Source organism: Microcoleus sp. T2B6 (assembly GCF_036700475.1).
In the GTDB taxonomy this organism is placed as follows: domain Bacteria; phylum Cyanobacteriota; class Cyanobacteriia; order Cyanobacteriales; family Microcoleaceae; genus Microcoleus.
Window position 1 is genome coordinate 1 of sequence record NZ_JAUBOZ010000180.1, and the last position, 7,870, is coordinate 7,870.

General features: G+C 48.2%; 6 protein-coding genes. 3 read left to right on the top strand and 3 right to left on the bottom strand.

The features are described 5' to 3' along the window. Window positions 1-55: 55 nt before the first annotated feature. The gene (locus tag QUA00_RS35480) at window positions 56-766 is read right to left on the bottom strand and encodes a hypothetical protein (RefSeq protein ID WP_333413226.1); all 711 of its coding nucleotides are present in this window, start codon (window positions 764-766) and stop codon (window positions 56-58) included. 661 nt (window positions 767-1,427) lie between these two features. Between QUA00_RS35480 and QUA00_RS35485 the strand changes: the two genes are divergently transcribed. After that, the gene (locus tag QUA00_RS35485; RefSeq protein ID WP_333378671.1) at window positions 1,428-2,234 is read left to right on the top strand and encodes a TPM domain-containing protein; all 807 of its coding nucleotides are present in this window, start codon (window positions 1,428-1,430) and stop codon (window positions 2,232-2,234) included. Between the two features lie 142 nt (window positions 2,235-2,376). Next, on the top strand, window positions 2,377-3,000 hold the full coding sequence (locus QUA00_RS35490) for a precorrin-8X methylmutase (RefSeq protein WP_333285340.1): 624 nt from the start codon (window positions 2,377-2,379) through the stop codon (window positions 2,998-3,000). 301 nt (window positions 3,001-3,301) lie between these two features. On the opposite strand, the gene QUA00_RS35495 is transcribed toward QUA00_RS35490, so the two are convergent. Together QUA00_RS35495 and dapB are read right to left on the bottom strand one after the other, a co-directional pair. After that, complete coding sequence (locus tag QUA00_RS35495; protein WP_333285339.1) at window positions 3,302-4,012, bottom strand: phosphate ABC transporter permease; 711 nt, start codon at window positions 4,010-4,012, stop codon at window positions 3,302-3,304. Window positions 4,013-4,113: 101 nt separating this feature from the next. Next, window positions 4,114-4,941 (bottom strand): 4-hydroxy-tetrahydrodipicolinate reductase, encoded by an 828-nt coding sequence (dapB, locus tag QUA00_RS35500; protein ID WP_333413228.1) that lies wholly within the window; start codon window positions 4,939-4,941, stop codon window positions 4,114-4,116. Window positions 4,942-5,243: 302 nt separating this feature from the next. On the opposite strand from dapB, the gene QUA00_RS35505 reads away from it, so the two are divergent. Then, on the top strand, window positions 5,244-7,766 hold the full coding sequence (locus tag QUA00_RS35505; protein ID WP_333413230.1) for an EAL domain-containing protein: 2,523 nt from the start codon (window positions 5,244-5,246) through the stop codon (window positions 7,764-7,766). Window positions 7,767-7,870: the final 104 nt, after the last annotated feature.

The window sequence follows — 7,870 nt, forward strand, 5'->3', positions numbered from 1 at the left end:
TAATAATTAAATGGGGTCGCAAAATCAAAAATAAGGGTAATGATTGTATCACAGTTTAAATGTGCAACAGCTTAGTCTCTGATGATAAAGGCGTTTGGTGTTCTTCGGGTTTTGAAGTCGTTTCAGCGGTAGCGGGTAATGGCGTTTTGTCCGAAGCTTTTTCGCTCGTGGTAGATTCAGTTACAACGGGTAATGTTTTGTCCGAATCTTGTTCTGATTTTGTGGAGGCGGTTGGTGATAATTGTGTTTTATTTTCCAGCAATTCATCACTCGCAGCGGTTGTAGCTGCTGTGGTTTTATTGAATTCTGAGTTGCTGATTGACGAGTCGATTGCAGGTGCGTTTATAGCGGGTTTATTAAAATCAGAAGTATCGTTATTTGAGGCAATTCGATTTGGGTTGGTTAGGGGGTCTCCTAAGTCCGAGTCGAGTTTACCAATTAGGGGGTCAACTTCAGAATTTGTTGTATCCCTGAGAGTGCTGTTAGTTATCAGAGGGCTGGTGTTGGTAGAAGGTATGCTGTTAATATCGGAGGCTTTATTAATAATAAAAGCATCAGCTTCTGTTCGACTGAATTCGGATGCGGGCCCGCTTGCGGGTTCTATTAAGTTAGGTTGTTCGGGGTTTTCAGAAGAGCCAGGAGTTTGCTCTAATAAGGTTTTGTTAGTCTGAATTCCCGGCATTTGTGGGGCGAAAGTTGGGGCAAGTCCGGGAATTAAGGATTCCATTTCTGTTAAAGGTTCTCCAATCGGGTCGGTTAAAGGCACTCTGGACACTCCTTGAGAAATGGTTAATTTCTTTTAAATCATTATTCAGCGGTTGCTCATCCTTATCGGCTCGGCTCGATGATAAAGATATTCGGGAAAATACATAATTTTAGAGCTTTTTTGGGTGTTGCTAGTCTGTTGGATTTCCAGTATATTTACTGGTAGTTTTTCAACTTATGCTAAATCTTTATGAAGGTAAGTTTTTTCAGGCAGGAAAATACTTAAATAACCGATCGCACACACGGTCTCTCTTTGTTACCATCGGCTTGAATTATTATTAATCTGAGATGTTGCACCAATATCAATAAGGGGCTTTTTTGTAGGTGGGGGCGGGTTTATTTAACCTGTCTGCACCCCTTAAAGCTTTTGGTGAACCCGCGCCTACAGGTTTTTGATTGCGGGTGCAATATCTGGGATCGATACTCACCCCGTCAGGAAATCGAGCTCTTGCTTAACGATGGTTGGCCCTGGATCGCAACTGCGCCCTCTACAGTTAATTTTCAGCCCCTTCCCCGATCGCAAACTTTCCTTCCCCGAACCCTTCCCCTTGCTCTCCGCTTCCTGTAAAGTAAATAATTGTAAAGAAATATGAGTTTTCTCTTATCCTCTGGTTAAGACCGCCAGCTAGCATTCACAATTAAGACCCGGATTATAAGTTCCTATGTCACAGCTTTTCCCGCGAAAATTTCTAGCCTCTGTTGCCGCATTTTTTCTGGCTTTGTCCGTGTGGACGATCGCACCTGCGGCTCACGCTTTCAATAATCCCGATTTGTTGCCGTCAACTCAGACGCCGATCATTGACTTAGCTAAAGCCCTCACGGATATTGAAGAACAAACTTTGGCAAAAAATTTAAAGGCCTTTGAAGCCGAAACCGGCTGGAAACTGCGAGTGCTGACTCAGTACGATCGCACGCCCGGTTTGGCTGTCAAAAGTTATTGGGGGCTAGATGACAAGAGTGTGTTGCTAGTTGCTGACCCCCGAGGGGGCAATTTGCTCAATTTTAATGTGGGCGACTCGCTGTATCCGCTGCTGCCGCGCACTTTTTGGGTGGAACTGCAAACCCGCTACGGTAATCAATTTTTTGTGCGGGACAATGGGGAAGATCGAGCGATTATTGAATCTTTGGAGTCGATAGAAGGCTGTTTGCGTCAGGGCGGATGCCGCGTGGTTCCGGGTTTGCCGAGGGAACAGTGGGTTCTGACGTTAATTACGTCGGTGGTTGGCGGCGTCATCTGCGGGTTTGCGGCTCAGCCTCGGAAGCCGGGACAGGTTGTGGCTTGGCAGTGGGCGCTGATTTTTTCGCCGCTGTGGGGCATTCTGTTTTTCGCTTTCGGACTTGGGCCAGTGGTGACTCGGACTTCTGACTGGTTGCCTTTGGTTCGTAATGTGGCCGGTTTTGCGATCGGAGTTTTGGTGGCATTCCTGACTCCGGTGTTGGGCAAATCTTCTTCGTCGTCGGAAACTTAGTTGTCAGTTGTCAGCCAAGTGACAACAGTCAACAGTCAACAGTCAACAGTCAACAGTCAACAGTCAACAGTTAACTGTTGACCAATGACTAAAAGCTGGTAAGCTGATACCTGACAACTCACAGGCGACAGCTATCCAACAAATGGAATGGCACGTAAGCGATGCCCAGAGTCTGGGATTAATCGATAACGAAATTGGCGACCACGGTTTTTCAGCGGCGGAGTACGAAATAGTCCGCCGCGTGATTTATGCGACTGCTGATTTTGAGTACAAGTCTTTAATTAGTTTTTCCGATCAGGCTTTGCAGGCTGGGGCGGCAGCTTTGGCTGCTCGGACTACGATCGTGGTAGATGTGCCGATGGTGCAGGTGGGCATTACCCCACAAATCCAAACTACCTTTGCGAATCCGGTTTACTGTTCGATGGAGGCTTTGACGCGCCCCCAAAGGGAAAGGACGCGGGCGGCTTGGGGGATTGAAACTTTGGCAAGACGCTATCCTGAAGGGATTTTTGTGGTGGGCCAGGCTCAAACTGCTTTGTCGGCGATCGTAGATTTGATTGAATCTGAGGAAATTCGACCGGCTTTGGTGATTGGGACTCCTTCTGGGTTTGTGGGGGTTGATGTGGCTAAGTCGCGGCTGCACGATTCGATGATTCCTCACATTCGGATTGAGGGCCGCAAGGGCTCTGCCGTGGTAGCTGTGGCTATTGTTAACGGGCTGGTGGATTTGGCTTGGCAGGCTTACGGCCAAGAGGGGAATAGTTGAGCGATAAGTCAGCAGTCATTAGTCATTAGTCATTAGTTATTAGTCAGTAGTCATTCTATCTGTGAGATCATTTCCGGTTGCATCGGAATTATTAGCCAAAATTAGGAGACTGCAGTGCCGTTTCCCTACAATATTATTTTCGGTAGGGAAACGGCACTGCAGTCTCTTCGCTTGTCATTCCGATAATAACGGAATTGATATGAGATCCGAGAAACCGGGTTTTTTACCTTAATTTGCGACTACAACCAAGTATCTCCCAAAAACCCGGTTTCTGCCCACGCACCCGTGCATAAGTCCCAGATTAATAATCAGCGGACGATCGCCTTTTTGTGCTTCTATTGTCATTATCTCGCTCTCGGTCTTTTTTCCTACCTTTTTTAATCTGTTGGCTCATCTCGACAAACAAATCTCTGCGTAAATAAGGATAGTCGCTCACCCACACGTCACGGCTGGGAATATAAATATCTGAAACTTTGGCAATTCTGCCTAAATCTTCTTGATTTGACATGATTAACATTAAAGCAGCTTGGCCGGGGACAATTCCTTGGTGATCTTTCCGCAAGGGAGCTCGAAGTGTAGTAGTAAATCCGGTTTTGTCACCAACTTCTAAGTTGATGCGCGGTTCTAGGTTGTCAACTATTACGAGTTGTCCTTTTTGATTGACTGTTTCTTCTTGACTTGTGACTTCATCTGTAATATATATATCCAAAACTCGTCCTTGCCAAAAACCGCAGTATTGATATTTGCGGCATTCTGCATTCCGCAAACTCGCCCACAAAATCGGCCCCCACAGCCAGTACAAACCAGCTATCAATCCGGTGATTAAAACTAGCGGCCCGACATCGGAACCGACGAAGTTATAAACTACCAGGAGGAAAACTACGCTGACTGCCGAGATTAACATTCGCCTCAAAAAATCGGGCGGTTTTCCCCAGATATATTTGTATTGCGCTCCCGTGGCGACGGCGGGAATTAGTTCTTGAAAGGTTTCGCGGGTTAAGGGAATTAGCATAATTAGTCAGTTGGCAGTTGGCAGTTGGCAGTTGGCAGTTGGCAGTTGGCAGTTGGCAGTAGTAACAAGTTACCAATTACCAATTACCAATTACCAATTACCTACAGTATTTTTTCCAGGCCGTAAACGAGCGATCGCAATTCCAGGACTTTGCGTATAGACAGCAACACTCCGGGCATATAACAAGCGCGATCGCTCGTATCGTGTCGTAAAGTATAAACTTGACCGGCGCCGCCAAAAATTACTTCTTGGTGGGCAATTAAACCGGGTAAACGGATGCTGTGAATGCGAATCCCTTCATCGGCCACTGAACCCCGAGCACCGGCTAATTTTTCCGTTTCCTCAACTTCTGGCGGATTGAAAGTTTTTCCCATTTCTGCTAACATCTGGGCAGTTTGAATCGCTGTGCCGCTGGGAGCGTCGGCTTTTTGATTGTGGTGCAGCTCGATAATTTCTACGTGTTCAAAATACTGAGATGCCGTGACGGCGGCTTGTTGGAGCAAAACCATGCCGATCGAGAAATTGGGTACGATCAAACAGCCGATGCTCGCTTTATCAGCGAATTCAGCTAAGTTTTCAATTTGCTTGCTGCTCAATCCGGTAGTGCCGACTACTGGACGAATGCCGTAAGCTATTGCCGATCGCACGTTTTCATAAACTGACGAAGGGTGCGTAAAATCTACCATCACCCCTAACTGCTTTTCCTGAGCTGCTAATACCAGCATTCCTTGCAAGTCGTCAGTGATGGGAACTTCTAACGGGCCGCATCCGGCTAATTCCCCGGCATCGGCGTGGAGGCACTCAGGGGAGCGGTCTACAGCCCCAAATAAAGTCATGTCACTAGCATGGGCGATCGCCTTAATTACTTCGCGGCCCATTTTGCCTGCCGCACCGTTAACAATCACCGGAATCGGAAGTTGATTCGCCATAATCTCAAAAATATCCTGAAAGTTCGATCGACTAAATTTTAACGCTTGTGCGAATTTGGGGAAACAAGGAATGAAAGACAGGATTTGTCGGCAAATCTTCAAAAACCCGGTTCCCATTCCAGAAATACTTTGCCAAATCGAGTAATTAGCTTAAAGAAACTCGGTTGCGGCACAAGTTCTGAAAAAATTACATTCAATCTCATATTAAGCTCAATTCTGTTAGAACAGACTTGTGCAAAGCTAATTTGCACCGACATATTTTTTCTGTGACTGCCAAATTCTCTCGAAATCTTCGATATGTCATGTCTGTGGCAACTGGCCTCAACCTGAGTTCTCAAAACCGACGGGTCAGGATTTTGCCTGCAATGCTTGTGGGCGCGACTGTAACGCTGCTGAATATGGGAGTTCGGCAGTTGGGAGGCCTGCAAAGCTGGGAATTGGGGAGTTTTGACTCGTTAGTGCGATTGCAGCCAGATTCCGGCCCCGATCCGCGGCTGCTGGTAGTGGAAATTTCTGAAGCCGATATTCAAGCTTTGGGGAGATTTCCGATTTCCGACAAGACGATCGCTCAAACCTTGGCAAAACTGCAAAAGTATCAGCCAAAAGTCATCGGTTTGGATTTGTACCGGGATTTGCCTCAAGCGCCGGGACACCAAGAATTGCTGGCGGGGCTGAAAGCACCGAATGTGGTGGCGATCTATAAATTGAGCGATTCAGAAAGTCAGGGAGTGCCGGCGCCTCCGGGGATACCGCCCGATCGGGTTGGTTTTAACGACTTCGTGCTCGATCCTGATGGTGTTGTACGCCGCAATTTGCTCTCAGTCTCGCAACCAGAAGAGAATACTGCTTTCTCGTTTTCTCTGCAAGTGGCTTTGCTGTATCTCAAAAACAGAGTACAGCAGAAAAATAGCGCTGTTCATCCTCACCAAATCAGCTGGGGAAAGGCAGAATTTGTGCCTTTAACTTCTGACAGCGGCGGCTATGCAAATATTGACGCCAAAGGCTACCAAATTCTGCTCAAATACCGATCGGCGAACGAGGTGGCGCGACAAGTCAGTATCAGGCAGGTATTGAAGGGAGAAATTGAACCAAGCTGGGTTAAGGACAAGATTGTGTTGATCGGGACGACGGCACCGAGTACCAGAGATTTGTTTTTGTCGCCTTACAGCCCGGTTAAAAAGCAAAGTCCGAAAATGCCGGGGGTGTTGCTGCACACGCAAATGCTCAGCCAAATATTGAGTGCGGTTTTGGATGGACGATCGCTGTTTTGGGTGTGGCCAGAATGGGCGGAAATTTTGTGGAACTGTGCTTGGGCGATGGTTGGCGGGGTTTTGGCCTGGCGGATTCAGCATCCTGGGAGGGCGGGATTGGCTGGGGGTGCTGCATTGATGGGACTTTTGGGGATTAGTTATGGGATTTTTACTGGGGGTGGGTGGGTGCCGCTGGTGTCGCCGGCTTTAGGTTTGGTGGTGACTGGTGTGGGTGTCAGTGCTTACAGGAAGCTTTACGATGCTTTTCACGATTCTCTGACGGGTTTGCCCAACCGGGATTTGTTCGTGGATTGCCTGGGGCGGGCGATCGCCAATACTAGGGGCCGCCGCAGCTATCTGTTTGCGGTGCTGTTTCTGGATTTAGACAGGTTTAAGGTGATTAATGATTCTTTGGGTCATTTGGTGGGGGATGAACTGCTGATGGGGGTGGTGCTGCGGTTGAGGGCAAGTATTGGTCGTGCAGATACTGTGGCGCGGGTGGGGGGTGATGATTTTGCGATTTTGGTGAGGAATGTTGATGTTGCTAGTGCGGTGGATTTGGCCACGCGAATTCACCAAGCTTTAATTGTGCCTTTTGAGTTGAAGGGGCAGGATGTGTTTGTGACAGCAAGCATCGGGATTGCCATCGGGGGCGAACCCGCTGCGAATGTCAGGGAACAGCCTGAACACTTGCTGCGGGACGCCCACACGGCGATGTACCGGGCGAAGGCTTTGGGAACGGGAAGGTATCAGGTGTTTAATGCTTCGATGCACGCTTTGGCGGTGGAGAGGTTGCAGTTGGAGACGGATTTGCGGATTGCCCTCAAGCGTCAGGAGTTTTTGCTGCACTATCAGCCGTTTGTCTCTTTGGCAAGCGGGAGGATTATTGGGTTTGAGGCTTTGGTACGCTGGCAACACCCGCTGCGGGGTTTGATTCCGCCGATGAAGTTTATTCCGGTGGCTGAGGAAACGGGGGCAATTGTGCCGCTGGGTGAGTGGGTGTTGGAGGAGGCTTGCCGGCAGTTGGGGCTTTGGGAGGGAATGTTTGATTTCGATCGACCTTTGATTATGAGTGTAAATTTATCTGGGAAGCAGTTTGCCCAGCCGGATTTGGTCGATCGCATTCAGGTGATTTTGGAAACAACGGGTTTGAGTGCCGAGAGTTTGAAGTTGGAGATTACTGAGAGTGTGGTGATGGAGGATGTGGAGTCGGCGATCGGGGTTTTGAAGCACATGAAGGAGCTTAATGTCAAGTTGGGAATTGATGATTTTGGTACGGGTTATTCGTCATTGAGTTATTTAAGTCGATTTCCTACGGATACTTTGAAGGTTGATAAGTCGTTTGTGGGGCGGATGGAGATCGAAAGCGAGGGGGAGAATGTGGCGATCGTGCGGACGATTGTGGCGCTGGCTCATGCTTTGGGTATGGATGTGATTGCTGAGGGTGTGGAGACGGCGGCACAATTAGCTAGGTTGAGGTCGATCGGCTGCGAATATGGTCAGGGTTATTTTTTTGCTAAGCCGTTACCCAGCGAGGCTGCGACTGCTTTGATGGCTTCCGAGCCGCAGTGGTAGTTGTGGGTTTTTAGTTATTAGTTATTGTATAGCCTTTCGAGCTCTCATATGAGGTACTCATGGGCATAGGGCATAGGGCATAGGGCATAGGGCATAGGGCATAG

Excerpts from the sequence above, each read along its gene's own strand:
- QUA00_RS35485 (WP_333378671.1), top strand. The coding sequence starts at position 1,428 with ATGTCACAGCTTTTCCCGCGAAAATTTCTAGCCTCTGTTGCCGCATTT.
- QUA00_RS35490 (WP_333285340.1), top strand. The coding sequence starts at position 2,377 with ATGGAATGGCACGTAAGCGATGCCCAGAGTCTGGGATTAATCGATAAC.
- QUA00_RS35495 (WP_333285339.1), bottom strand. The coding sequence starts at position 4,012 with ATGCTAATTCCCTTAACCCGCGAAACCTTTCAAGAACTAATTCCCGCC.
- QUA00_RS35505 (WP_333413230.1), top strand. The coding sequence starts at position 5,244 with ATGTCTGTGGCAACTGGCCTCAACCTGAGTTCTCAAAACCGACGGGTC.
- dapB (WP_333413228.1), bottom strand. The coding sequence starts at position 4,941 with ATGGCGAATCAACTTCCGATTCCGGTGATTGTTAACGGTGCGGCAGGC.